Source organism: Mycobacterium sp. NGS26, from assembly GCF_059813025.1.
Window position 1 is genome coordinate 94,420 of the sequence record NZ_JCALDU010000006.1, and the last position, 23,956, is coordinate 118,375.

The 23,956-nt window shown below is 69.0% G+C and carries 21 protein-coding genes and 1 pseudogene; 16 read left to right on the plus strand and 6 right to left on the minus strand.

Annotation, left to right across the window (positions count from 1 at the left end; all coding sequences use genetic code 11):
* Positions 1 to 10: 10 nt before the first annotated feature.
* A complete protein-coding gene (locus AC5Y6X_RS19600) occupies positions 11 to 1,177 on the minus strand; it encodes an FAD-binding domain (protein ID WP_499988546.1) in 1,167 nt (388 codons plus the stop codon).
* 4 nt (positions 1,178 to 1,181) lie between these two features.
* Positions 1,182 to 2,423 (minus strand): cytochrome P450, encoded by a 1,242-nt coding sequence (locus AC5Y6X_RS19605; protein WP_499988879.1) that lies wholly within the window; start codon positions 2,421 to 2,423, stop codon positions 1,182 to 1,184.
* Positions 2,424 to 2,495: 72 nt separating this feature from the next.
* Between AC5Y6X_RS19605 and AC5Y6X_RS19610 the strand changes: the two are divergent.
* The 6 genes and pseudogenes from AC5Y6X_RS19610 to AC5Y6X_RS19635 form a co-directional block, all read left to right on the plus strand.
* A pseudogene (locus tag AC5Y6X_RS19610) lies at positions 2,496 to 2,567 on the plus strand (galactose-1-phosphate uridylyltransferase); the annotation flags it as partial.
* On the plus strand, positions 2,541 to 3,578 hold the full coding sequence (gene galT / locus AC5Y6X_RS19615; RefSeq protein WP_499988880.1) for a galactose-1-phosphate uridylyltransferase: 1,038 nt from the start codon (positions 2,541 to 2,543) through the stop codon (positions 3,576 to 3,578). The pseudogene AC5Y6X_RS19610 and the gene galT, both read left to right, overlap by 27 nt.
* Positions 3,575 to 4,663, plus strand: coding sequence for a galactokinase (locus AC5Y6X_RS19620; protein WP_499988548.1), 1,089 nt, complete (start codon positions 3,575 to 3,577; stop codon positions 4,661 to 4,663). The genes galT and AC5Y6X_RS19620 overlap by 4 nt, the downstream gene beginning before the upstream one ends.
* The gene (locus AC5Y6X_RS19625) at positions 4,664 to 5,425 is read left to right on the plus strand and encodes a Mut7-C RNAse domain-containing protein (protein ID WP_499988550.1); all 762 of its coding nucleotides are present in this window, start codon (positions 4,664 to 4,666) and stop codon (positions 5,423 to 5,425) included.
* Positions 5,426 to 5,445: 20 nt separating this feature from the next.
* Entirely contained in the window at positions 5,446 to 5,829 is a 384-nt protein-coding gene (locus AC5Y6X_RS19630; RefSeq protein WP_499988552.1) for a hypothetical protein, read from the plus strand.
* Positions 5,799 to 6,503 (plus strand): PAS and ANTAR domain-containing protein, encoded by a 705-nt coding sequence (locus tag AC5Y6X_RS19635; protein WP_499988553.1) that lies wholly within the window; start codon positions 5,799 to 5,801, stop codon positions 6,501 to 6,503. The genes AC5Y6X_RS19630 and AC5Y6X_RS19635 overlap by 31 nt, the downstream gene beginning before the upstream one ends.
* Here AC5Y6X_RS19635 and AC5Y6X_RS19640 read toward each other — a convergent pair.
* Both AC5Y6X_RS19640 and lpqN read right to left on the minus strand, forming a co-directional pair.
* Complete coding sequence (locus tag AC5Y6X_RS19640) at positions 6,493 to 6,996, minus strand: hypothetical protein (protein WP_499988554.1); 504 nt, start codon at positions 6,994 to 6,996, stop codon at positions 6,493 to 6,495. The genes AC5Y6X_RS19635 and AC5Y6X_RS19640 overlap by 11 nt on opposite strands.
* 91 nt (positions 6,997 to 7,087) lie before the next feature.
* On the minus strand, positions 7,088 to 7,765 hold the full coding sequence (gene lpqN, locus AC5Y6X_RS19645; protein WP_499988555.1) for an envelope biogenesis lipoprotein LpqN: 678 nt from the start codon (positions 7,763 to 7,765) through the stop codon (positions 7,088 to 7,090).
* 166 nt (positions 7,766 to 7,931) lie between these two features.
* Between lpqN and AC5Y6X_RS19650 the strand changes: the two genes are divergently transcribed.
* Positions 7,932 to 10,559, plus strand: a complete 2,628-nt coding sequence (locus AC5Y6X_RS19650) for a GH92 family glycosyl hydrolase (RefSeq protein WP_499988557.1) — start codon at positions 7,932 to 7,934, stop codon at positions 10,557 to 10,559.
* Between the two features lie 6 nt (positions 10,560 to 10,565).
* Here the strand turns inward: AC5Y6X_RS19650 and AC5Y6X_RS19655 are convergent, their stop codons facing one another.
* Positions 10,566 to 12,962 carry a lysylphosphatidylglycerol synthase domain-containing protein gene (locus AC5Y6X_RS19655; RefSeq protein WP_324681047.1) on the minus strand — a complete coding sequence of 799 codons (2,397 nt, stop codon included), beginning with the start codon at positions 12,960 to 12,962 and terminating at the stop codon, positions 10,566 to 10,568.
* Between the two features lie 160 nt (positions 12,963 to 13,122).
* Here AC5Y6X_RS19655 and AC5Y6X_RS19660 point away from each other — a divergent pair, with 160 nt between their 5' ends.
* Together AC5Y6X_RS19660 and AC5Y6X_RS19665 are read left to right on the plus strand one after the other, a co-directional pair.
* Positions 13,123 to 14,073: a class I SAM-dependent methyltransferase gene (locus tag AC5Y6X_RS19660; protein WP_499988558.1), complete on the plus strand. Its 951-nt coding sequence runs from the start codon at positions 13,123 to 13,125 to the stop codon at positions 14,071 to 14,073.
* A 2-nt stretch (positions 14,074 to 14,075) separates the two neighbouring features.
* Entirely contained in the window at positions 14,076 to 15,017 is a 942-nt protein-coding gene (locus AC5Y6X_RS19665; protein ID WP_499988560.1) for a class I SAM-dependent methyltransferase, read from the plus strand.
* A gap of 14 nt (positions 15,018 to 15,031) precedes the next feature.
* Here AC5Y6X_RS19665 and AC5Y6X_RS19670 read toward each other — a convergent pair whose 3' ends face one another.
* Positions 15,032 to 16,186: an FAD-dependent oxidoreductase gene (locus AC5Y6X_RS19670; protein ID WP_499988562.1), complete on the minus strand. Its 1,155-nt coding sequence runs from the start codon at positions 16,184 to 16,186 to the stop codon at positions 15,032 to 15,034.
* 90 nt (positions 16,187 to 16,276) lie between these two features.
* On the opposite strand from AC5Y6X_RS19670, the gene AC5Y6X_RS19675 reads away from it, so the two are divergent.
* The 7 genes from AC5Y6X_RS19675 to AC5Y6X_RS19705 are packed head-to-tail and all read left to right on the plus strand — an operon-like array spanning position 16,277 to position 23,953.
* Positions 16,277 to 16,996 carry a FadR/GntR family transcriptional regulator gene (locus AC5Y6X_RS19675; protein ID WP_499988564.1) on the plus strand — a complete coding sequence of 240 codons (720 nt, stop codon included), beginning with the start codon at positions 16,277 to 16,279 and terminating at the stop codon, positions 16,994 to 16,996.
* On the plus strand, positions 16,993 to 17,790 hold the full coding sequence (locus AC5Y6X_RS19680) for an MlaE family ABC transporter permease (protein ID WP_324681042.1): 798 nt from the start codon (positions 16,993 to 16,995) through the stop codon (positions 17,788 to 17,790). Before AC5Y6X_RS19675 ends, AC5Y6X_RS19680 begins: the two co-directional genes overlap by 4 nt.
* A 1-nt stretch (position 17,791) precedes the next feature.
* Positions 17,792 to 18,661 carry an ABC transporter permease gene (locus AC5Y6X_RS19685; protein ID WP_499988565.1) on the plus strand — a complete coding sequence of 290 codons (870 nt, stop codon included), beginning with the start codon at positions 17,792 to 17,794 and terminating at the stop codon, positions 18,659 to 18,661.
* A gap of 4 nt (positions 18,662 to 18,665) precedes the next feature.
* Positions 18,666 to 19,880 (plus strand): MCE family protein, encoded by a 1,215-nt coding sequence (locus tag AC5Y6X_RS19690; RefSeq protein WP_499988567.1) that lies wholly within the window; start codon positions 18,666 to 18,668, stop codon positions 19,878 to 19,880.
* Positions 19,881 to 19,890: 10 nt separating this feature from the next.
* Complete coding sequence (locus AC5Y6X_RS19695; protein WP_499988569.1) at positions 19,891 to 20,922, plus strand: MCE family protein; 1,032 nt, start codon at positions 19,891 to 19,893, stop codon at positions 20,920 to 20,922.
* Entirely contained in the window at positions 20,919 to 22,463 is a 1,545-nt protein-coding gene (locus tag AC5Y6X_RS19700; RefSeq protein WP_499988571.1) for a virulence factor Mce family protein, read from the plus strand. Before AC5Y6X_RS19695 ends, AC5Y6X_RS19700 begins: the two co-directional genes overlap by 4 nt.
* Complete coding sequence (locus tag AC5Y6X_RS19705; protein ID WP_499988573.1) at positions 22,460 to 23,953, plus strand: virulence factor Mce family protein; 1,494 nt, start codon at positions 22,460 to 22,462, stop codon at positions 23,951 to 23,953. Before AC5Y6X_RS19700 ends, AC5Y6X_RS19705 begins: the two co-directional genes overlap by 4 nt.
* The last annotated feature ends 3 nt before the right edge of the window (positions 23,954 to 23,956 follow it).

Below are 23,956 nucleotides of genomic sequence, written 5' to 3' on the forward strand. Positions count from 1 at the left end.
GCCCCTCAATCTATATGCCGTAGTCCGGTAGCTCGAAGTCGTCGCGCACGCCGCCCGCGAAAAGCGTTGCCAGCGGCCCGAAGCCCATGGCGCGCATTGCCACGTTGCGGAACCACACACCGAAGCGAGTCCTCGTCGCGAAGAACGGGATGTAGCGCACAGCACCGGATTGCTTGGCCACGATGAAGGGACGCAGACGCGCCTCGTAAGCCTCGAAGGCGCGACGGTGATCCAGGCCGGCCCGCGCCAGCTCGCCGGCCAGCACGTACGCCTCGGTGATCGCCAGGCCCGTGCCCTCGCCGCCCAGCAGCGAAATGCATCCGGCCGCGTCGCCGAGCAGCAGCACCGGGCCGCGCGACCACCGGTCCATCCGGATCTGGCTGACGACATCGAAGTACAGGTCCTCGACGTCGTCGAGCGCCGCCAGTATCTCCCGAGATTCCCATCCGATGTCACGAAACTCGTTGCGTAGCTGATCTTTTGGGGCCATGCCAGCCGAGTCGTGCGGCGCGCGGAAGGTGAACAAGAACATGGTGCGGTCGCCGCGCAGCGCGAAACGCGCCAGCTGCCGGCCGGGAACGGCGTAGGTGACGTACGCCAGCTCGTCGCGCGGCCGGTAGCCGTCGACCACGCAGGCGGCGACCTTGCAACCGAGGTAGTGCTCGAACCGCCGCTCGGGCCCGAAGACCACACCGCGGACGTTGGAGTGCAGGCCGTCGGCGCCGACGAGGAGGTCGAAATCCCGTGGCGCGCCGCGCGCAAACGTCAGCCGGACACCGTCGTCGCGCGCCTCCACGGTGGCGATGCTGTCACCGAAAGTCGTCTCGACCTTGCCTTCGATGGTGGCGTAGATCGCGGCGGCCAGGTCGCCCCGGGGCAGGCTGGTGAAGTCGTCGCCGATCATGCGGCGGAAGACGTCGACGTCGACGTCGGCCTTGACCTCACCGCGCGGGCCGACCGTGCGGAGGCGTTCGATCCGGTATCCGGCGTCCCGGATCGGGCCCTCGACCCCCATCCGTTTGGCCACCTGGTAGCCGACGCCCCAGAAGTCGATCATGTAGCCGCCGGTGCGGAACTTCGGCGCCTGCTCGATCAGCGTCGGAGTGTGCCCGGTGCGATGCAGCCAGTGGGCGAGCGCCGCCCCGGCCACACCGGCACCGCTGATGGCGATCCGCATGGCCTCAGCGCGGGCAGGTGCCGTAGTCGACCTGCCAGTGCTTGATGCCGTTGATGAACGACGATCGCAGCCGCTCGGGATCTCCCGCCGACGTCAAATCCGGCATGTGGTCGGCGATCGCGTTGAACATCAGGTCGATCGTCATCCGCGCCAGGTTGGCGCCGATGCAGTAATGCGCGCCGGTGCCGCCGAATCCGACGTGCGGGTTGGGGCTGCGCAGGATGTCGAACGTGTAGGGGTCGTCGAAGACGTCCCCGTCGAAGTTGGCCGAGCGATAGAACAGCACCACCCGCTGGCCCTTCTTGATCCGCACGCCACCGAGTTCGGTGTCGCTCAACGCCGTTCGCTGAAACGCCGTGATCGGGGTGGCCCAGCGGATGATCTCGTCGGCCGCGGTTTTGGGGCGCCGGGCCTTGAACAGTTCCCACTGGTCCGGGTAGTCGGTGAAGGCCATCATGCCCTGGGTGATCGAGTTGCGGGTCGTCTCGTTGCCCGCGATGCCCAGCGTGACCACGAACATGCCGAACTCGGCGTCCGAAAGGGATTGGCCGTCGGCGTCGGCCCGGACCAGCGTGGTGACGATGTCGTCGCCCGGTTCCTCGGCCTTGCGGGCCGCCAACTGCATTGCGTACCACATCAATTCGCCCGCCGAGGTCAGCGCATCGTACTCGGCGAACTCGGGGTCGTCGCTGCCGATCATCTTGTTGGACCAGTCGAACAGCTTGCCCCGATCCTCCGGTGGCACGCCGAGCAGGCCGGCGATGGCCTGCAGCGGCAACTCGCAGGCCACCTGGCGGACGAAGTCGCCTCGCCCCTCGGCGGCGGCCTGGTCGGCGATGCGCCGCGCGCGCTCACCGAGCTCGGCGCGCAGCCGCTCGACCGCGCGCGGTGTGAAGGCACGGGACACGATCTTGCGCAGCCGGCTGTGTTCTGGATCGTCCATCATGATCATCGACGTGCGTCCCGCCTCGATCTGACCAGCGGCCAGGTCTTCCCGATAGCGCGGCACAATGGATTTCGCGGCCGACGAGAAGACGTCGCTGCGCAACGAGACCTCGCGGACGTCGCGGTGCTTGGTCACCACCCAGTACCCGCCGTCGCCGAATCCACCCTGCCCGGGCGGCTGTTCGTTCCACCAGATCGGCGCCGTTCGCCGCAGCTCGGCCAGCTCCCGCACGGGGAGCCGGTGGGCGTAGATGTCGGGATCGGTGAAGTCGAACCCCGGCGGCAGGTGCGGGGTGGCGATGGGGCTGCTCCTTGCGAATCCAGGCGGCGCTGCGTGTAGCAGAGATGCTAATGCAAGCTAGTCTTCAACGTCGTGACAGCGCCGACGCGGGCGAAGCTGGCCGATGGCCGTGACCTGCTGTTCTTCTCGCTGCCCGGGCGCCGGCCGGCGCCGGTCGAGGACCGCAGGCCGCTGCCGGCGCGCGACCCCGACCAGTCGCAGCTGCGGCTGGACCGGTCCACCGGGCAGTGGGTGATCGTCGCGGCGCTGCGACAGGACCGCACCTACAAGCCGCCCGCGGACCAGTGCCCGCTGTGTCCGGGACCGACCGGGCTGACCAGCGAGGTGCCCGCCCCCGATTACGACGTCGTGGTCTTCGAGAACCGGTTCCCGAGCCTGTCGGGGGCCCCGGATCCGATGCCGGCGCCGAGCTCCGACGGCTTCGTGTCGGCGCCGGGGCACGGCCGCTGCGAGGTGATCTGCTTTTCGGCCGACCACACCGGGTCGTTCGCGGAGCTGGCGCCGGCGCATGCCCGGCTGGTCGTGGACGCCTGGCGGCACCGCACCGCCGATCTGCTCGCGATGCCGAGTGTCGAGCAGGTTTTCTGTTTCGAAAACCGCGGCGAGGAAATCGGCGTGACGCTGACTCATCCGCACGGCCAGATCTACGGCTACCCCTTCCTGACGCCGCGGACCGCCGCCATGCTGCGGCAGGCGCGCGAGCATCGAATGCGCCACGGCGGCAACCTCTTTGCCGACATGCTGGCGCGGGAGGTCGCCGACGGCGGCCGCGTCATCGCGCGCACCGAGCAGTTCACGGCGTTCGTGCCGTTCGCGGCGCGCTGGCCGGTCGAGGTGCACATCTACCCGAACAGGTTCGTGCGCAACCTAATCGATCTCGACGAGGGGGAGCTGGACGCGTTCGCGCGGGTCTACCTCGACGTGCTGGCGCGGTTCGACCGGATGTATTCGGCTCCGCTGCCCTACATTTCGGCGTTGCACCAGTACACCGACTCCGACGCCCAGGCCGACGGCTACTTTCACGTCGAGCTGATGTCGATCCGGCGCAGCGCCACCAAGCTCAAGTACCTGGCGGCCTCCGAATCGGCGATGGACGCGTTCATCAGCGACGTCACGCCCGAGGCCGTCGCCCAGCGGCTGCGGGACCTCGCATGACAATCCGCTACGCCGCCCCGGGGCGAATCAACCTGATCGGCGAACACACCGACTACAACCTGGGGTTCGCGCTGCCGATCGCGCTGCCGCAACGCACCACGGCCACGTTCGTTCCCGACGGCGGCGACGCGATCACCGTGGCCAGCGACCGGGTGGACGGCTCGGTGCGCATTCCGCTCGACACCTCGCCGGGCGGCGTCACCGGCTGGGCCGGCTACGTCGCCGGGGTGGTGTGGGCGCTGCGGCAGGCCGGCCACCCGGTGCCCGGCGGCGCGATGTCGATCACCAGCGACGTGGAGATGGGGTCGGGCCTGTCCTCCTCGGCGGCACTGGAATGCGCGGCCCTGGGCGCGATCGCGTCGGCCGCCGGCGTGCGCATCGACGCCAAGGACCAGGCGCGGCTGGCCCAGCGCGCCGAAAACGAATACGTCGGCGCCCCAACGGGTTTGCTCGACCAGCTGGCCGCGCTGTTCGGGCAACCGTCGACGGCGCTGCTGATCGACTTTCGCGACGTCACCGTCGCGCCGGTGCCGTTCGACCCGGACGGCGGCGGCGTCGCGCTGCTGCTGATCGACTCCCGGGCCCGCCATCGCCACGCCGGCGGCGACTACGCGGCCCGGCGCGCCTCGTGCGAGCGGGCGGCCGCCGAGCTGGGGGCGTCGTCACTGCGCGACCTGCAGGACCGCGGACCCTCGGTTGTGGCCGCGCTCAGCGACCCCGTCGACGCCAGGCGCGCCCGCCACGTGCTCACCGAGAATCGCCGGGTCCTCGATTTCGTTGCCGCGCTGCGCGATTCGGACTTCGCCGAGGCCGGCCGCATCTGCACCGCTTCGCATCAGTCCATGCGCGACGACTTCGAGATCACCACCGAGCACATCGACCTGATCGCCGACACCGCCGTCGGCGCGGGCGCTTTGGGCGCCCGGATGACCGGCGGCGGCTTCGGGGGCTGCGTGATCGCCCTGGTGCCGGCCGACCGGGTGGATTCGGTGACCGAGGCGGTGCGACGGGCGGTGTGCGACAAGGGTTTTCAGCGGCCGGTGATCACCCGAACCCACGCGGCGGCGGGCGCGGGGCCCGGGTAGGTGGGCGAGCCGGCGGGGGCCGGCTACGTCGAGGTGCGGGCGTACGCCGAGCTCAACGACTTCCTGGCGGCCGAGCTGCGCGGCGCCACCGTGCGCCGCCCGTTCCGGCCGCACCAGACCGTCAAGGACGTGCTGGAGGCGATGGGCATTCCGCACACCGAAATCGACCTCATCCTGGTCAACGGCGACCCCGCGGACTTCGACCACCGGCCCACGTCCGGCGACCGCATCGCCGCCTACCCGATGTTCGAGGCGCTCGACGTCGGTTCGACCGCCAGGCTGCGGCCGGTGCCGCTGCGCGATCCGCGGTTCGTCGTCGACGTGAACCTGGGACGGCTTGCGCGCCTGCTCCGGGTGCTCGGCTTCGACACGTGGTGGTCGAGCGACGCCGACGACGCGGCCCTGGCCCGCATCAGCCTGGACGAACAGCGCATCCTGCTGACCCGCGATCGCGGCCTGTTGAAGCGGCGCGCCATCACGCACGGCCTGTTCGTGCACTCCCAGGATCCGGAGGAACAGGCGCTCGAGGTGATCAGGCGGCTGGACCTGCGCCAGCGCCTGGCGCCCCTCACTCGCTGCCTGCACTGCAACGGCCGATTGGCCGCGGTCGCCAAGGACGACGTGATCGACCAGCTCGAGCCGTTGACCGCCCGCTACTACCAGGAATTCAGCCGCTGCGCCGAATGCGGGCGGATCTACTGGGCGGGGTCGCATCACGCGAAGCTGCTCGGACTCGTCGAAAGGCTCCGCGAGCAACTCTGAATAGCTGTAACGTCACGGCTATGAGTGCGGTGACCTGCGCAATCTGCGGCGGCGGCTTCTCCGCGCGGTCGGACGCGGTCTACTGCTCGTCGGCATGCCGGCAGAAGGCGCACCGCGCCCGAACGGCCCGCCGGATCGCCGACCTGCGCGCGGGCGTCGACGCCGGGCCGCGGACGGGGCCCAGCGCCACCGGGAAGGCGCTGCAGCGCTCTGCCGCCGGCACCATCCAGCGCGCCCGAGACCAAGTGCAGCGATCCCGCGAACTGTGTCGCGTCGCTGCCGAGCGGCTCCAGCAAGCGGCCGCGGTCCAACAACAATTCGGCCGGGGGACGGCGGACGCCCGGTCCCCGGCCGCGCGACCGGGGGATGTGTCATGGCGTGGGAACTTGACGGTCAAGCCGTAGCGGTCGAGCAGGCACTGGCCGGCGGCACACCGCAGCGCGTGGGCTGGTTTCGCTTCTATTTCGAGGACCAGCGCTGGGAATGGTCCGAGCAGGTGCAGCGCATGCACGGCTACGAACCCGGGACCGTGACGCCGACCACCGAGCTGGTGCTGGGTCACAAGCATCCCGACGATCGCCGCCAGGTGGCCGCGACCATCAACGACATGGTCGCCAAGCGTCAGGCGTTCAGCACCCGGCATCGCATCATCGACACCGGCGGCGCCACCCACCAGGTCGTCGTGGTGGGCGATCAGTTCTGCGACGACGGCGGTGAGGTCGTCGGTACGCACGGCTTCTACATCGACGTCACACCCCCGAAGGATTCCGACGCGAGGGATTCTGGGCCAAAGGATTCCGAGGCCGTCATCACCGCGCGGGTGGCCGAAATCGCTGAGCGCCGCGGCGCGATCGACCAGACCAAGGGCATGCTGATGCTGGTCTACGGCATCGACGAGGACGCCGCGTTCAACCTGCTCAAAACGCTGTCACAGGTACACAACATGAAGCTCGCGTTGCTCGCCGAACAGATCGCCGACGACTTCTCGACGTTGGGCCAACACCACATCGGCTCTCGGTCGAAATTCGATCAGGCCTTGCTGACGGCGCACCAGCGCGCGCCCGTGACTAGCCGCTAGGGCCCTCCCCGGAGGCGGGAGTCAACCGCACCGCCGCCAGGTGCATCCGGTCGACGGCTTCGGCGAACTCGTCGAGCGTCGGCATGCGCTGGTCGCGAAATTTCAACCCGATCATCCGCTGCGCGCGCTGCACGCCGTAGGACTGGGCGCAGCGCGAGTAGAGGTCGGCGACGACGGCGCGGTCCCGGATGAGCTCACCGCGCATGGCGGTGGTCTTGCCGTCGTAGAAGACCTCGGCGGGGGCGCCGCCGCGGAAATTCTGCTTCCAGGGGGCGCCGGTCAGCGCGTAGAGGTCGTTGTCAATCACGTGGGCGCTCAACGGAAGTGAGAATCGTCGCCCCGTCTTTCGTCCGGTGAAGCTCAACACCATCAGCTGCTTGCGCGCCGCCCCGGCCGGCGGGGTGCGCAGCAGGGAGCGCAGCATCGGGTTGACGATGCGAAGCAGGCCCGTCGGCGGATGCCCGACGTCTATCGCGTGCGACTGTTGTGCCATCCCAACACCGTAGGGCCAATCGGTGTCCGGGGGAACACGCCGGCGCGCCGCGGGAGCGCGTTGGTCCCGCGGCGCGATCCGGCTGCAGAACTCAGACGGAAATGCTGGTTTGGTCGTCGACGATGTTCATCGCGTCCGTCAACGGGCCCTGGTCGGCGGCGAGCGAATCGGCGTTGAGCTGAAGCACGAAAAGCGCGCCCTGGCCGGGGATCACCACCGTCTTCTGCCCGACGAACCGCGTCTTGCCACCCTTGACGTAGGTGCCACTGATCTGCCAGGCCTGAAAGCCGCTGAGCGTGGACGCCATTCCGTTACCGGAAACCTGGGCGCCGGGCAGGTTCTGCACCTCGCCCGGGGCGTACTGGATGATCTTCGCCGGGTCGGCATTGCCGTCGAGCTTCGCGACGAGCGCCGAGATCGTCGGCGGATCGGAAGGATCCGACGGCGTCGAGTAGGCGATGGTGCCGTACGACGCGCCGCTCTCGTTGGCTACCTGCCAGCCCGGGGGCATGGGCAGGCTGATCGTGGGGGAGCCCGGATCGCCACGATGAACGGGGGTCTGCGTGATGTGGTTCTCGTTGAAGTAGTCGAGGATGCTCTTGTGGGCCTGCCCAGACGGTGTCGCGCTGGTCGTCGTCGTCGAGGTTGACGTCGAGGTCGACGTGCTCGTGGACGTCGACGTCGACGGGGATTTCTTGTTGCTAGATCCGCAACCCACGAGCGCCAGAATCAGCGCCACGGTAATGGTTGCTGTGGTCAAATGTTTCATTTATCAGCACTCCCGGAAATCGGGCCGGTACCAGCGCCGGCCACGCTGATTGAGACTAGCCCAAGTCGGTCCGGAAAGTTGCTGGTTGATTTCGGGGCATTATTCGGCACCGCCGCCTGGGACCGAATCGCCCACGCGAACACCCGTGATGCAGTAAGAGACAGCTATGCGGTCGCGAAGGGCAGTCATCGCGCTCATCGGGGCGACCGCTGTCTTCCTGACGTTCATCGCGGCGGCCCCGCCCATCGCTTACGACGGGGAGCCCGGTCTGGTCACGAACCCGGCCTATCACGTCGACACGCTGATCGGCACCGGGACGGGCGGGGAGACGGTGGGGGAGATCAACAACTTCCCCGGCGCCTCCACGCCTTTCGGGATGGTGCAGTACTCGCCGGACACCCTCGACAACTACGCCGGCTACAACTACGACAACTCGCGCTCGACCGGGTTCAGCATGACCCACGCCTCGGTGGGCTGCGCCGCGTTCGGCGACATCTCGATGCTGCCGACCACCAACCCGACCGGCTCGCAGCCCTGGAACGCGTGGGAACGGATCGCCCACAACGACACTGAGCAGGGCGTGCCGGGCTACTACACGGTGAGATTCCCCGGCACCGGCGTCATCACGGAACTGACCGCCACCACCCGCACCGGCATCGGCCGGTTCAGTTATCCGCACGATGGCCGGCCGGCCCTGCTGCACGTGCGCTCGGGTGTGTCGCTGGCGGGCAACTCCCGCGCGACGATGCAGATCGGCGAGGACAACAGCACCATCACCGGATGGGCGACCAGCGGCGGATTCTGCGGCAAGAACAACACCTACACGGTGTATTTCGCGATGAAGTTCAGCCAGCCCTTCACCTCCTACGGCACGTGGGACGGCTATCGGGTATACCCCGGAATCCGCGGCGCCGCTTCGCCTTACACCGGGGGATACGTCGAGTTTCCCACCGGCTCGGTGCTGGAGGTGCGCACCGCGATCTCCTATCTCAGCATCGACGGCGCGCGGGCCAATCTGGAGGCCGAGGGCGGGGCGAGCTTCGAGGAGGCGCGTGCCGCCGCGTCGTCGCAATGGAACTCCACGCTGTCCCGCATCGCGGTGGCCAGCAGGCGCGCCGACGACCTGGACACCTTTTACACCTGTCTGTACCGATCGCTGCTGCACCCCAACACCTTCAACGACGCGGACGGTCGCTACCTCGGATTCGACGGCTTCGTGCACACCGTCGCCGCGGGGCACACCCACTACGCCAACTTCTCCGATTGGGACACCTACCGCGGCCTGGCGGCGCTACAGGGACTGCTCTTCCCGGAGCAGGCCAGTGACATGGCCCAGTCGCTCGTCGACGACGCCGTGCAGAGCGGATCGTATCCCCGTTGGGCGCTTGCGAATTCAGCGACGGGCGAGATGAGCGGGGACAACGTGGTGCCGCTGATCGCCAACCTCAGCGCCTTCGGCGCCAACGACTTCGACCGCAAGACGGCGCTGCGTTACATGGTGAACGCGGCGACCAAGGGGGGTGTGGGACTGGGCGGCTACGTGGAGCGGCCCGGCATCGACACCTACCTGCGCCTGGGCTACGCCCCGCAGACGGCGGCGTTCGGCGTCGGCGCGTCGATCACGCTGGAGTGGTCGGTCGACGACTTCGCCATCTCCCGATTCGCGGACTCGCTCGATGAGGCCGCGACCGCCGCCGAATTTCAGAAGCGGTCGCAGAACTGGCAGAACCTGTTCAATCCCAGCACCCGATACATCTCGCCGCGCGGGCCGAACGGATTCTTCGCCACCGGACCGGGTTTCGTGGAGTCGCAAACGGGCTTCGGGCAGGAGGGATTCGACGAGGGCAACGCCGAGCAATACGTCTGGTGGGTGCCGCACAACGTCGCCGGGCTGGTGACCGCCCTGGGCGGCCGGAAGGCGGTGGCCGACCGGCTGGACCGCTTCACGAAGAAGCTCAACGTCGGCCCCAACGAGCCCTATCTATGGGCCGGCAACGAACCGGGATTCGGGGTGCCGTGGCTGTACAACTACGTCGGTCAGCCGTGGAAGACCCAGCTCACGGTCGACCGGGTGCGTGGTCTGTTCGGTCCCACGCCCGACGGCGAGCCGGGCAACGACGACCTCGGCGCCCTGTCGAGCTGGTATGTCTGGGCGGCGCTCGGGCTCTACCCCAGCACCCCGGGCACACCCATCCTCACCGTGACCGCGCCGCTTTTCGATCGGGCCGTAATCGCGCTTCCGGGAGGGAAATCCATCCAGATCATCGCTCCGGGTGCGTCCGGGCCACACCACCTGAAGTACATTGACGGCCTGACCGTCGACGGCCGGGCCACCGACCGCACCTGGCTGCCGGAGTCGATCATCCGGACCGGCGGTGACCTGAAGTTCGCGCTCTCGCCCTACCCGAACAAGGTGTGGGGGACCGCGCAGTCGTCCGCGCCACCGTCGTTCGGCACGGGCAGTTCGGCGGTGACCGTCAACGTCTCCCGTCCCGTCGTCGCGATCCCGCCCGGAAAGACCGGGACGGTGGAGGTCGATGCCCAACGGATGATCGATGGCGTCGACGGCTACGTCACCAGTGTGACGTCGTTCGCCGACGGAATCACGGCGGCACCCGTGTCGGGACGGTTCGCGGCCGACGGTTCGGCCTCCATCGCCGTCGCGATCACCGTGGCCCGGTCGATGCCCGCGGGCTACTACTACTACCCCGTCTACTTCACCACCACGGTCGGGGACAGCGTGAGGAGGACGATGGTCTTCGTGGTCACCGCGACCGAGATCGACGAACCCTGACGCCCGTCAGACCATCTCGTTCGCGGTGAGCCACCGCATCACCGGCCAGCCGACGAACACCGGCAGCCAGCAGGTGAGCACCCGGTACAGCAGGACCGACGGCACACCGACGGCCGCGGGTATGCCGAAGGCGGCCAGACCACCGATCAACGCCGCTTCCACGGCGCCGACGCCGCCGGGCGTCGGCGCGGCCGAGGCGAGCGTTCCGCCGACCATCGTCACCACGGTGCAGGTGACGAACGTCGCGCCGCCGCCGAAAGCCTCCACGCTCGCCCACAGCGCCAGCGCCGCACCGAGAGTCGTTCCCGCGCAACCGAGTACGATCAGCGCCAGCCGCTTCGGCTCGCGGGCTAGCTCGACCAGGTCGTCGGTCACCTCCTTCAGCCGCGGGCGCATCGCCGTCGCCAGCCAGTGCCGCAGCTTGGGCACGAACAGAAACGTCCCCAGGATGCCCAGCGCCACACCCCCGATCAGGTACAGCACCGTGGCATCCGGGACGAAATGCTTGAGGTCCATCGAAGCGCCCGCGACGGTGCTGAACAGGATCAGCAACACCAGGTGGGCGATCACCTGCACCGACTGCTGCAGCGCCACCGCCGCGGTGGCCCGCATCGCCGACAGGCCGCCCTTCTGCAGGATCCGGGTGGACAGCGCCAGCCCGCCGACGCCGGCCGGGGTGGTGGTCGCGGCAAAGGTGTTGGCCACCTGCGCAATCGACAGCTTCCAGAAGCTCACCGAGCCGTCGGTGCAGGCCCACAGGGCGGCCGCCGCGCCCACGTAGGTCAGCGCCGAGACGGTCAGGCCCAGCAGCGCCCACCACCAGTTCGCGTTTCGCACCTCGGCGAAGAACGTCGGCACCGTGCTGATGAAGGGGTAGGCGACATAGACCAGCGCGCCCAGCAGCACGAGCTGGATGAACTGGCCGCGGCTGAACCGGGTGATGGTCGCGGCCTGGATTTGATCGGCACCGGTTTGGCGCATGACCTCGGCCCGGGCGGCGGAGATGACGGCGCCGGCGTCGGCAATCGACCGCCGAACACGTTTCGGCACAGCGGCTTTGGTGAGCCGGCGCGATGCCGTCAGGACGGTGTCCTTGCCGAATGCGTCGATCGCGGCGGCCACCGCGGACTTCGGGTCGTACAGCGCCGATGTCGTCACCAGCAGTTGCGCGACGTCGGACTGCATCTGGGCCTCGGTGGCGCCGTATTCGGCGCTGCCGAATCCGCCGAACAGCACCGCGCCGTCGTGCACGGTGATCTCGTCGCCGCGCAGGTCGCCATGCGAGATCTGTTGGTCCTGAAGGGCTTTCAGCGACTCCCACACCCGCGCGACCGGGGTGGCGCCCGCGCATTCGCGCAGGGGAACCCCCCGAACGGGCCGGTGCGCGTACAACATCCAGCCGCGGTCGAGTTCGGCGACCGCAATGGTCGACGTGTTGGCGACGCCGACATCACCGATCGCGATGGCCATCAACGCGCGGTGCTCGACGATGCGGCGCATCGAGGTCTGCAGCGGCGCGGTCTCGGAGCCGCGCAGCCTCAGCTTCCACCACAGTTGGCGCAGCGCGCCGCCGCTGCGCTGATGGGGGCCGTACAGCTCGATGACGGCGGCGTTGGCGGCCGCGTCGGGCGCCGAGTCGGCGTCCTCGCACGCGGCCGAGAGGACCAGCGGACCGGGCCCGGCCGGCCGCATCACATGCAGGGCGGACACCACGCATCCGTGCCTGGCCAGCGCGCGCACGGCGCCGTCCAGCGGCACCTCGAGGGCGGGGGTGCCGACGACCAGCACCACAAGCGCGCCGACGAACCACCCGACCGCCAGGCCCAGCAGGGAGCGGGCGGGGACTATCGCGCTGACGAACAGGTGGATCGGCACGAACGCCAGCAGCAGCGTCCACCACCAATGCCGCCAGCGCGCGGGAAGCCAGGGACCCGACACAGTCAGCACCGCCGCGAGCATGGCGATCCACCGCGGGTCGTCCAGGATCTGGGCCAACACCGTCTGCGGTCGGTCGGTCAGGTCGAAGTGCCACCGGGGCGCCGCGATGCCGTTGCCGCCGATGGACAGCGGAAGAACGGCCAGCAGCCCCGCAGCGGCGTAGGCGCCGAGCAGCTTCCACTGCCGGGCGGCGATCAACCCGGTCAGGATCGCGAACGGCAGCACCAGGATCGCGATGCCGTACGCCAGGTAAACGAGATCGGATTGGGTGGGCGTCAGCACCCCGACGACGTCGGAGATCGACTTTTCCAGCGCCACCCACTGCGGGCGGGTGATCAGCGAACCGGCGATGACGATCCCGAAGAACACGACGGTGGCGCCCAGCCGCAGGATGTCGTTGGTCCGCCGGGTCAGCGGTTGCAGCAAGTCGCCCGAAACGCTGATGTCGCGCCCGTCAACCCGCATGTCCACGATCCTTGTCGCTGGGGCCGCGCTGTAGGTGGCTCGCCGACAACTTAACCGGATACCTCGGGGTCGGTGCGGGGGAACCTGACGGACAGCTCGTTCTCACCTGGCGCGCGTAGGGTCAATACGTAGGCGTGCTAGCGAATTGGAGGGCATAAGCGTGGCGAGAACCGACAACGACACCTGGGAGATCACCGAGAGCGTGGGCGCGACGGCACTGGGCGTCGCGGCGGCCCGCGCGGCCGAAACCGAGAGCGAGAACCCGCTGATCAGCGACCCGTTTGCGCGGGTTTTCCTCGACGCCGCGGGGGACGGCATGTGGAACTGGTTCGCCGCACCCGACCTGCCCGCCGAGATCACCGAGGCCGAGCCCGACCTGAAGCCGCGCATGCTGGGGATGGTCGACTACATGGCCGTGCGGACGTCGTTCTTCGACCAGTTCTTCCTCGACGCGACCCGCTCCGGCGTGCGTCAGGTGGTGATCCTGGCGGCGGGCCTGGACTCGCGGGCGTGGCGGCTGCCGTGGCCGGACGGCGTCACGGTGTACGAGCTCGACCAGCCCAGGGTGCTGGAATTCAAGTCGTCGGCGCTGCGGGAGTGTGGGGCGCAGCCCAAGTGCGAGGCGGTGCACGTTCCGGTGGACCTGCGCCACGACTGGCCGGCGGCGTTGCGGCAGGCCGGTTTTGACGCCTCGGCGCCCAGCGCCTGGTCGGCCGAGGGGCTGTTGCCGTTCTTGCCGGCGGCGGCCCAGGAGCTGTTGTTCGAGCGCGTCCAGGCGCTCGGCGCCGTCGGCAGCCGGGTCGCCGTGGAGGCGCCCGGCCCCGATTTCCTCGACCCGGACGCCATCGCGAAGAGGCGCGAGACGATGCAACGGGTGCGCGGAGTGATGGCCAGGCTCGAGCCGCAACGCGAAATCCCCGAGGTGCAAGACCTGTGGTACCTGGAGCCGCGCGAGGACGTCGACGCCTGGTTGCGCCGCCACGGCTGGGCCGTGGCGGTGACACCGGCCGAGGAGCTGATGGCCCGCCACGACCGCAGGCCACCGCCGGACATCGAGGGCGCGGCCCCCAAGACCCTGTTCGTGACCGCGGAGCGGACGGAGGCGAACTGAGCGTGGCCAGAACCGACAACGACAGCTGGGAGATCACCGAGAGCGTGGGGGCGACGGCGCTGGGCGTCGCGTCGGCCCGCGCCGTGGAGACCGAGAGCGAAAACCCGATGATCCGCGACCCGTTCGCGCGGGTGTTCCTCGACGCCGCCGGGGATGGGCTGTGGAATTGGTACTCCGCGTCGCAGTTGCCCGACGAGATCCTGGAATCCGAACCGGGATTGCGGTTGCAGATGACCGCGATGGTCGGTTACATGGCTTGCCGCACAGCGTTTTTCGACGAGTTCTTCCTCGACGCGACGAATGCCGGCATCCGTCAGGCGGTCATCCTGGCGGCGGGCCTGGACTCCCGCGCGTGGCGGCTGCCCTGGCCGGACGGCGTCACCGTGTACGAGCTCGACCAGCCGCGTGTGCTGGAGTTCAAGTCGTCGACGCTGGACGAGCACGGGGCGCGGCCCACCTGCAACCGGCTCGCCGTCCCGGTGGACCTGCGCCATGACTGGCCAACCGCGTTGCGGCGGGCGGGTTTTGACGCCTCGGCGCCCAGCGCCTGGTCGGCCGAGGGCCTGATGCCGTATCTGCCGGCCGCGGCCCAGGACCTGCTGTTCGACCGCGTCCAGGAGCTCACGGTGGCGGGCAGCCGGGTCGCCGTGGAGGCGCTGGGCCCGAAGTTCATCGACCCAGAGTTCCGCGCGAGGCGTCGCGAACGGATGAGCAGGATCCGCGCCCTGGTGGCCAAGGTGGACCCGCAGCGCGAGATCCCCAACAACGAGGAGCTGTTCTACTTCGAGGAGCGCGAGGACGTCGGTGACTGGTTCCGGCGCCACGGCTGGGACGCGACGGTGACGCCCTCCGACGAGCTGATGGCCGGCTATGGCCGCAGCGCCCCGAAGGAGGTCGCGGACGAGGTCCCGCGGAATCTGTTCGTGGCCGCGCAGCGCGGGTAGCGCGCCTAGGTTTTCTAGGTTTTCAGAGGCAGCGCGAACGCCGAGCGCGCCGCCACCGACGCGACGTGGCGGGTCAGCACGGCCTCGGGGACCAGTGCGGTGGCGCGGCTCGCGGCGGCGCTCAGGAACGCCGGACGCAGGTTGACCACCCGGCCGATCAGCGCGGATTCGCGGACGATGCGCCGGACGCGGCGCCGGCGGAATGCGGCGAACCGGACGAAGGCGGTGGGCAGGTCGTCCGCCTGGTCGACACACGCGCCCAGCACCGCGGCGTCCTCGAGTCCCTGGCAACCGCCCTGTCCCAGGTGCGGGCGCATCGGGTGCGCCGCGTCGCCGACCACCACGACGGGTCCGCGCGTCCAGGTCCGGGCGGGGGTGCGGTCGTAGAGGTCGTTGCGCAACACGTCTTCGGGGGCCGTCGTCGCCAGCATGCTCGGAATCGGTTCGGGCCAGTGCGCGAATCTTGCTTGCAGATAGGGCAATTCGCCGTTGGGCGAGAGCTGTCCTTCAGGTGCGCGCTCCGTGGCGAACCAATACAGCCGATCCGCGCCCATCGGGACATGGCCGGTTTCGACGCCGGGTCCAAGCGTCTCGCCGGCCAACTCCGGGTCCATGGCGCAGCTGGCCACCCCGCGCCACGCGGTGTAGCCGACGTAACGATCGGCGAGCGGGCCGTTGAGGTGGCGGGCCACCACCGAGCGGGTGCCGTCGGCGCCGATCACCCCGTCGGCCACGCGGGCGTCGCCGTCCGACAGCTGGACCCGCACCTCGTCGCCCGCGGGCGCGAGTCCGACCGCGGACAGCCCATATTCGACGGTGCCGGGCGCCAGCGCGTCGGCGAGGATGTCGCGCAGCGCCGAGCGTTGCACCACCACCAACGGTTCGCCGAGCGCCTTGATCAACCGCTCGGGCGCCGGCCGGCGCAGCCACGAGCCGTCGCGCCAACGCAACGCGCCCGCCGTGATGCGGCCACCGGCGTCGCGGACGGCCTGGCCCAACCCGATGCGGTCCAGCGCGGCGAGCGCGTTGGGCCAGATGCTGATGCCGGCGCCCGAGGACGTGTCGGTGCGCTCCTCGACGACGGTGACGGCGTATCCGCGCCGCTGCATCGCCACCGCCGTCGCGAGGCCGGCAATGCCGGCCCCGACCACGACGATCCGCTGCCCCATGCGCTGAACCTAACGTCTCGCCGGGGAAAGATTCGCGACACGCCGGTGGTCTGACCACTTTACTTGCGTCACACCAGCCACACTGGCCGCATGCCGTTACAGCCGGTGCGCCGCTCGGTGCCCGAGAAGGTGTTCGAGCAGATCGCCGCCGACGTACTCAGCGGCGAGATGCGGCCCGGTGAGGCCCTGCCCAGCGAGCGCCGGTTGGCGGAGGCCTTCGGGGCGTCCCGGCCCGCCATCCGCGAGGGGCTCAAGCGACTTTCGGCGGCCAGCCTGGTCGAGGTGCGCCACGGCGGCGTCACCACCGTGCGCGATTTCCGGCGGCACGCCGGCCTGGACCTGCTGCCCCGGTTGCTGTTTCGCGACGGCGAGCTCGACCACGCCGTGTTCCGCAGCATCCTCGAAACCCGGCTGCGCATCGGGCCGAAGGTCGCGGAGCTGGCGGCCGAACGGCACGAACCCGAGCTCGCCGGCTCGCTCGAGGATTCGCTGCTTGCCTTGGACGCCGTAGAGGAGCCTCTCGCGTGGCACCGCGGCACGCTCGCGTTCTGGGATCAAGTGGTCGACGGCACCGGCTCGATCGTATTCCGGTTGATGTACAACGCATTTCGCGCCGCCTACGAGCCGGCGCTGGCCGCCCTGGCCCCCGCGCTGACCGGCGAGGTCAAGGGCCGGGACGCTTACCGGGAAATGGTCGGCGCGATCGGTGCCGGCGACCCCGCCGGGGCGAAGAAGGCCGCCCACGACGCGCTCGAACGCGCGAACACCACGATCATGGCCGCCCTCGACCGCCGGGAGATCCCGCAATGAGCAGCCCCGCCGTGATCACCACCTACCTCCGGGCGCAGATCCAGCCCGGGATCGACGCCGTCGGCGGGTTCTACCGAACCTGCGTGCTGACCGGCAAGGCGCTGTTTCGCCGGCCGTTCCAGTGGCGCGAGACCATCGAGCAGGGCTACTTCATCACCAGCGTCTCGTTATTGCCGACGCTCGCGGTCTCGATTCCGCTGACGGTGCTCATCATCTTCACCCTCAACATCCTGCTCGCCGAGTTCGGCGCCGCCGACATCTCCGGTGCGGGCGCGGCGCTGGGCGCGGTCACCCAGCTGGGCCCGCTGACCACCGTGCTGGTGATCGCCGGGGCCGGCGCCACGGCCATCTGCGCCGACCTGGGTGCGCGCACCATCCGCGAGGAGATCGACGCGATGGAGGTGCTCGGCATCGACCCCATCCACCGGCTGGTGGTGCCCCGCGTCGTCGCCGCGACCATCGTCGCCACGCTGCTCAACGGCGCGGTGATCACCATCGGGCTGGTCGGCGGTTTCGTCTTCGGCGTTTTCATCCAACACATTTCGGCCGGCGCCTACGTCGGCACCCTCACCCTCGTCACCGGCCTGCCCGAGGTGGTCATCTCGGTGATCAAGTCGGCCACGTTCGGAACCATCGCCGGGCTGGTCGGCTGCTATCGCGGGCTCACCACAAAGGGCGGTCCCAAGGGCGTCGGCACCGCCGTCAACGAGACGCTGGTGTTGTGCGTGATCGCGCTGTTCGCGGTCAACGTGGTGCTGACCACGATCGGCGTGCGATTCGGGACGGGGCGCTGACGTGTCGACCCTTACCGTGCTGCGCGCCCGCTATCCGCGGACCGTCGCCAGCCTCGACCGCTACGGCGGCGGCGCGGTCCGAAGGCTCGAGAAGATCGGGATTTTCGCGAGGTTCACCCGGATCAGCGTCATGCAGATCGGGTGGGCGCTGCACCGCTACCGCAGGGAGACGCTGCGGCTCACCGCCGAGATCGGCATGGGGACCGGCGCGATGGCCGTGATCGGCGGCACGGTCGCGATCATCGGGTTTGTGACGCTGTCCGGCAGCTCGCTGATCGCCATCCAGGGCTTCGCGTCGCTGGGCAACATCGGTGTCGAGGCGTTCACCGGATTCTTTGCGGCACTGGCCAATACGCGCGTGGCCGCCCCCATCGTCGCCGGCGTCGCGCTGGCCGCCACGGTGGGCGCCGGCGCCACCGCGCAGTTGGGTGCCATGCGGATCAGCGAGGAGATCGACGCGCTGGAAGTCATGGGCATCAAGTCGATCTCGTTTCTGGTGTCCACCCGGATCCTGGGCGGGCTCGTGGTGATCGTGCCGCTCTACGTGCTGGCCCTCGACATGGCCTTCACCTCCGGCCAGGTCGTCACGACGATCTTCTACGGGCAGTCGAACGGCACCTACGAGCACTACTTCCGCACCTTCCTGCGCCCCGAGGACGTGGGCTGGTCGGTCCTGGAGGTGGTGATCATCGCGGTGGTGGTGATGATCACCCATTGCTACTACGGCTATACCGCCAGCGGCGGCCCGGTCGGCGTCGGCCAGGCCGTCGGGCGGTCGATGCGTTTCTCGCTGGTCTCGGTGGTGGTCGTGGTCCTGCTGGCCGAGTTGGCGCTCTACGGCGTCGACCCGAACTTCAATCTCACGGTGTGACGCCATGACGACGATGCTGACGCCGACGAGACGACGGGTCGTGCTGTACCTGGAGGGCGTGGCGTTGCTGGTGGTCGGCGCGCTGGTTCTGACGTTGGTGTACATGCAGTTTCGCGGCGACTTCACGCCGAAGACCGAGCTGACCATGGTGGCGTCGCGCGCGGGCCTGGTGATGGAGCCGGGTGCGAAGGTCACCTTCAACGGGGTGGCGATCGGCCGGGTGGCCAGCATCTCGGAGACCGAGCGCGACCGCGCCCCGGCGGCGAAGCTGGTGCTGGAGGTCAATCCGAAGTACATCGACCTGATTCCGGCCAACGTGTCGGCCACCATCGAGGCTGCCACCCTGTTCGGCAACAAGTACGTGTCGCTCATATCGCCGGAAAACCCCAAACCCCAACGGATCTCACCGCACGACGTGATCGACGTGCGGTCGGTGACCACCGAGTTCAACACGCTGTTCGAGACGATCACCTCGATCGCCGAGAAGGTGGACCCGATCGAGCTCAACGCCACGCTGTCCGCGCTGGCGCAGGCGCTGGACGGGCTCGGCGGGCGCTTCGGGGAGTCGCTCGTCAACGGCAATCAGATTCTGCAGCAGTTGAACCCGCGGGTGAATCAAATCGGTTACGACGTGCGGCGGTTGGCCGACCTCGCCGAGACCTACACCCGCGCCTCGCCGGACTTGTGGGCCTTTCTGCAGAACGCGCTGACCACCGCCCGCACGCTGACCAGGCAGCAGGGCGACCTGGACGCCGCGCTGCTGGCGGCGGTGGGCGTGGGCAACACCGGCGAGGACATCTTCGCCAGGGGCGGACCGTATCTGGTGCGCGGCGCGGCCGATCTGGTGCCCACGGCCGAGCTGCTCGACACCTACAGCCCGGAGGTGTTCTGCACGATCCGCAATTTTCACGACGCCGCGCCGTTGGTCGCGAACGCGGCTGGGCGCAACGGCTATTCGCTGGCGGCGTTCGGAACGCTGCTGCCGGCGCCCAACCCCTATGTTTACCCGGACAACCTGCCCCGGGTGAACGCCCACGGTGGGCCCGGTGGGCGGCCGGGCTGCTGGCAGACGATCACCCGCGACCTGTGGCCGGCGCCGTACCTGGTGATGGACACCGGCGCCAGCCTCGCGCCGTACAACCACTTCGAACTCGGCCAGCCGCTGTTCGCCGAGTACGTCTGGGGACGCCAATACGGGGAGAACACGATCAACCCATGACGAGGATTCCATGAAAATCGGTGGCACGGCAGTCAAACTCGGCATCCTGTGGCTGGTCCTGTTGATGTTCACCGTGGTGATCGTCGTCGTGTTCGGCCAGGTGCGCTTCGACCGCACCACCGGGTACTCGGCGCTGTTCAGCAACGCCAGCGGGCTGCGGGCCGGGCAGTTCGTGCGGGCCGCGGGGGTGGAGGTCGGCAAGGTCTCCAAGGTGACGCTGATCGACGGAGACAAACGGGTGCTGGTGGACTTCAAAGTGGACAGCTCGCTGCCGCTGGACAAGGCGACCACCGCGTCGATCCGCTACCTCAACCTGATCGGCGACCGCTACCTGGAACTCAAGCGCGGCGACAGCGGTCACCCGCTGGCCCCGGGCGGCACGATCCCGCTCGAGCACACCCAGCCGGCCCTGGACCTCGATGCCCTGATCGGCGGGTTCCGCCCGCTTTTCAAGGCGCTGGACCCGGACAAGGTCAACAGGATCGCCCAGTCGATCATCACCGTGTTCCAGGGGCAGGGCGCCACCATCAACGACATCCTCGACCAAACCGCCTCGCTCACCACAACATTGGCCGACCGCGACCGGGCGATCGGCGAGATCATCAACAACCTGAACACCGTGCTGGCGACCGCCGTCAAGCATCAGAAGGAGTTCGACCGGACGGTCGACAAGCTGGAGGTGCTGATCACCGGCCTGAAGAACAGGGCCGACCCGCTGGCCGCGGCGGTGGCGCACATCAGCGACGCCGCGGGAACCCTGTCCGACCTGCTGGGTGAGGACCGGCCGCTGCTGCACAGCACCGTCGGCCACCTCGAGGACATCTCGCAGGCGCTCATCAACGACCTGCCGAAACTCGACGACGTGTTGGGCAAGCTGCCTGGCGCATACCGGATCATCGGCCGCGCCGGCGGCACCTACGGCGACTTCTTCAACTTCTACCTGTGCGACCTCTCCCTGAAGGTCAACGGGTTACAGCCCGGCGGTCCGGTCCGCACCATCAAGCTCTTCGGGCAGCCCACCGGGAGGTGCACGCCGCAATGAGGACGCTGACGGAATTCAACCGCGGCCGCGTCGGGCTGATGGGCGTGGTGGTCACGCTGCTCGTAGTCGCTGTGGGGCAAACCTTTTCCAGCGTTCCGATGCTGTTCGCCACGCCGACCTACTACGCGGAATTCACCGACACGGGCGGCATCAACACCGGCGACAAGGTGGAAATCGCCGGCGTGGACGTCGGCCTGGTGCGCTCGCTGGCGATCCGCGGCAACAGGGTCGCGATCGGCTTCACGCTGGACGGCCGGACGGTCGGGTCGCAAAGCCGGGTGGCGATCCGCACCGACACCATTCTCGGTCGCAAGAACATGCAGATCGAACCGCGCGGCTCAGAGCCGTTGCGGCCCAACGGTTTGCTGCCGTCGACGCAAACCACCACGCCGTACCAGGTCTACGACGCCTTCGTCGACGCCACGAAGGCGGCGACGGGCTGGGACATCGAGGCCACCAAACGCTCGCTGAAGGTGTTGTCGGAGACCTTCGATCAGACCGCCCCGCACCTGAGCGCCGCCCTCGACGGGGTCCGGGCGTTCTCCGACACCATCGGCCGGCGCGGCGATCAGCTCAAGCAACTGCTGGCGAACACCAGCAAGATCGCGCGCGTGCTCGGCGACCGCGGCGGCCAGTTCAACGGGCTGCTGGTCAACGCCAACACCCTGCTGATCGCGTTCAAGCAACGCAGCCAGGCGCTGAGCATCCTGCTGAGCAATGTGTCGGACGTGTCGAGCCAGGTGTCCGGCCTGATCAAGGAGAACCCCAACCTCAACCACCTGCTGGCGCAGCTGAGCACGGTCAGCGACGAACTGGTCAAGCGCAAGAAGGACCTGGCCGATGTGCTGACGCTGTTTAGCAGGTACACCGCGTCCCTGACCGAGGCCGTCGCCTCCGGGCCGTACTTCAAGGCCATCGTCGCGAATCTGCTTCCCTACCAGATCCTTCAGCCGTGGGTCGACGCGGCCTTCAAGAAGCGGGGCATCGACCCGGAGAACTTCTGGCGCAGCGCCGGGCTGCCCGAGTTCCGGTGGCCCGATCCCAACGGCGCCCGATTGCCCAACGGCGCGCCGCCGCCGGCCCCTCCGGTCCGGGAGGGCACACCGGAGCATCCGGGGCCGGCCGTCCCGCCCGGATCGCCGTGCTCCTACACGCCCGGGCCCGGCGCGTCCCCGCGGCCCGACAACCCGCTGCCCTGCGCCGGCGCCGCCATCGGCCCGTTCGGCGGCCCCGCCTTCCCGGCGCCGCTCGACGTCCAGACGTCACCGCCGCAGCCCGACGCCCCGCCGCCGGCGCCGGGCATCCCGATCGCGGGCCGGCCCGGTGAGCCGGCGCCGGACGTCCCCGGTGTGCCGACGCCGCTGCCCGAGCACGTGCCTCCCGGCGCACGCACCGAACCGCTCGCACCGGCCGGGCCCGCGCCGCCACCGTCGACGTTCGCGCCGGGCCTGCCGCCGGGCCCCGCAGCGCCACCGGGGCCGGGGCCGCAGTTGCCGGCGCCGTTCGTCACGCCCGACGGCACGGGAGGTAGCAGTCAGTGAGCACCATCTTCGACATCCGCAGCCTTCGACTGCCGAAACTGTCGGCCAAGGTGGTGCTGGCCGGGGTGATGGCAATTGTGTTGGCGCTCATCGCGATTGTCGTCGGGGTGCAGCTGTACCGGAAGCTGACCAACAACAGCGTCGTCGCGTACTTTTCCGAGACGCTCGCGCTGTACCCGGGCGACAAGGTGGAGATCATGGGGGTGCGGGTGGGTTCGATCGACGCGATCGAGCCCGCCGGTGACAAGATGCGGGTCACCTTCCACTACAGGAACAAGTACAAGGTGCCGGCCAACGCCACCGCCTCGGTGCTCAACCCCAGCCTGGTCGCCTCGCGCACCATCCAGCTGTCGCCGCCCTACACCGACGGGCCGGTGCTGAAGGACGGCGCGGTGATCCCGATCGAGCGGACCCAGGTGCCCGTCGAGTGGGACCAGCTGCGCGATTCGATCAACGGGATCCTGCGGCAGCTCGGGCCGACACCGCAGCAGCCCGAGGGACCGTTCGGTGAGCTCATCGAATCGGCCGCGGACAACCTGGCCGGCAAGGGCAAGCAGATCCACGACACGCTGTACAGCCTGTCGGAGGCGTTGACCGCGCTGAACGAGGGGCGGGGAGACTTCGTCACGATCACGCGAAGCCTGGCGCAATTCATCGGCGCGCTGTACCGCAACGACCAGCAGTTCGTCGCCCTCAATGGCAACCTGGCCCAGTTCACCGACTGGTTCACCAAGTCCGATCACGATGTGGCCGACACGGTCGCCCGCGTCGACGACGTACTCGCGGATGCCCGAAAGTTCGTGAGCGACAACAGGTCCCTGCTGACTCACGACGTCAACAACCTGGCCGAGGCGACCACGGAGCTGCTGCAACCGGAACCGCGCAACGGCCTGGAAACGGCGTTGCACGTGCTGCCCACCTTCGCGGGCAACTTCAACAACATCTACTATCCGGCGCACAGCTCGCTGGTGGGGACATTCGTGTTTCCCAACTTCGCGAACCCGATTCACTTCATCTGCAGTTCGATTCAGGCCGGCAGCCGGCTGGGCTATCAGGACTCGGCCGAGCTGTGTGCGCAGTATCTGGCGCCGGTCCTGGACTCCATCAAGTTCAACTACCTGCCGTTCGCCGCCAACTTCTTCAGCTCGGCGAACACCTTGCCCAAGGAGGTCGCCTACTCCGAGGACCGGCTCCGCCCGCCGGCGGGGTACAAGGACACCACCGTCCCGGGAATCTTCTCGCCGGACACACCCTTTTCGCACGGCAACCACGAACCGGGCTGGGTCGTCGCGCCCGGGATGCAGGGCACGCAGGTTCAGCCGTTCACCGCGAACATGCTGACCCCGGAATCGCTGGCCGAGCTGATGGGCGGTCCGGACATCGCGCCCCCGCCGCCGGCAACCAACCTGCCCGGACCGCCGAACGCCTACGACGAGTCCAATCCGCCTGCGCCACCGTGGTTTGCGCCGCCGCCGGGGGCGGGCCGGTGAAGC

Coding starts and splice junctions, on each gene's coding strand:
- lpqN (WP_499988555.1), bottom strand. CDS start 7,765: ATGAAACATTTGACCACAGCAACCATTACCGTGGCGCTGATTCTGGCG.
- AC5Y6X_RS19630 (WP_499988552.1), top strand. CDS start 5,446: ATGAGTGCGGTGACCTGCGCAATCTGCGGCGGCGGCTTCTCCGCGCGG.
- AC5Y6X_RS19640 (WP_499988554.1), bottom strand. CDS start 6,996: ATGGCACAACAGTCGCACGCGATAGACGTCGGGCATCCGCCGACGGGC.
- AC5Y6X_RS19620 (WP_499988548.1), top strand. CDS start 3,575: ATGACAATCCGCTACGCCGCCCCGGGGCGAATCAACCTGATCGGCGAA.
- AC5Y6X_RS19655 (WP_324681047.1), bottom strand. CDS start 12,962: ATGCGGGTTGACGGGCGCGACATCAGCGTTTCGGGCGACTTGCTGCAA.
- AC5Y6X_RS19695 (WP_499988569.1), top strand. CDS start 19,891: ATGAAAATCGGTGGCACGGCAGTCAAACTCGGCATCCTGTGGCTGGTC.
- AC5Y6X_RS19690 (WP_499988567.1), top strand. CDS start 18,666: ATGACGACGATGCTGACGCCGACGAGACGACGGGTCGTGCTGTACCTG.
- AC5Y6X_RS19680 (WP_324681042.1), top strand. CDS start 16,993: ATGAGCAGCCCCGCCGTGATCACCACCTACCTCCGGGCGCAGATCCAG.
- AC5Y6X_RS19650 (WP_499988557.1), top strand. CDS start 7,932: ATGCGGTCGCGAAGGGCAGTCATCGCGCTCATCGGGGCGACCGCTGTC.
- AC5Y6X_RS19670 (WP_499988562.1), bottom strand. CDS start 16,186: ATGGGGCAGCGGATCGTCGTGGTCGGGGCCGGCATTGCCGGCCTCGCG.
- AC5Y6X_RS19700 (WP_499988571.1), top strand. CDS start 20,919: ATGAGGACGCTGACGGAATTCAACCGCGGCCGCGTCGGGCTGATGGGC.
- AC5Y6X_RS19600 (WP_499988546.1), bottom strand. CDS start 1,177: ATGCGGATCGCCATCAGCGGTGCCGGTGTGGCCGGGGCGGCGCTCGCC.
- AC5Y6X_RS19635 (WP_499988553.1), top strand. CDS start 5,799: ATGGCGTGGGAACTTGACGGTCAAGCCGTAGCGGTCGAGCAGGCACTG.
- AC5Y6X_RS19675 (WP_499988564.1), top strand. CDS start 16,277: ATGCCGTTACAGCCGGTGCGCCGCTCGGTGCCCGAGAAGGTGTTCGAG.